Source organism: Xanthomonas sp. LMG 12460 (assembly GCF_009192895.1).
Lineage (GTDB): Bacteria > Pseudomonadota > Gammaproteobacteria > Xanthomonadales > Xanthomonadaceae > Xanthomonas_A > Xanthomonas_A sontii.
Map to the genome: position 1 here is coordinate 1 of NZ_NKUH01000173.1, position 725 is coordinate 725.

Genomic DNA, 725 nt, shown 5'->3' on the forward strand with positions numbered 1-725 from the left:
CCTGGAGAGCCAAGGCCTGGGCTGGTCCAACAGCTTCGGCAGCGGCAAGGGCGGCGACACTATCACCAGCGGCCTGGAAGTCACCTGGACCACCAAGCCGGCGCAGTGGACCAACGAGTTCTTCGAGCACCTGTTCAAGTTCGACTGGGAACTGAGCAAGAGCCCGGCCGGCGCCCACCAGTGGGTGGCCAAGAACGCCGAGGCGGTGATTCCGGACGCGCACGACCCGTCGAAGAAGCACCTGCCGACCATGCTCACCACCGATCTGGCGCTGCGCTTCGACCCGGCCTACGAGAAGATCTCGCGCCGCTTCCTGGAGAACCCGCAACAGTTCGCCGACGCCTTCGCCCGCGCCTGGTTCAAGCTGACCCACCGCGACATGGGCCCGCGTGCGCGCTACCTCGGCCCGGACGTGCCGGCCGAAGAACTACTGTGGCAGGACCCGATCCCGGCCGTGAACCACCCGCTGGTCGACGCGCAGGATATCGCCGCACTGAAGAAGACCCTGCTCGACTCCGGGCTGAGCGTGGCGCAACTGGTGTCCACCGCCTGGGCCGCGGCCTCCACCTTCCGTGGCTCGGACATGCGCGGCGGCGCCAACGGTGCGCGCATTCGCCTGGCCCCGCAGAAGGATTGGGAAGTCAACCAGCCGGCGCAGCTGGCACAGGTGCTGGCCACGCTGGAGGACATCCAGGCGCAGTTCAACGGCGCGCAGAGCGGCGGCA

1 protein-coding gene is annotated in these 725 nt (G+C 68.3%); it reads left to right on the top strand.

Translation table 11 applies throughout. The annotated features are described in order from the left end of the window. Positions 1 to 725: peroxidase family protein (locus CEK66_RS20260; RefSeq protein WP_304951744.1), on the top strand; the 725-nt coding region annotated here is incomplete at both ends.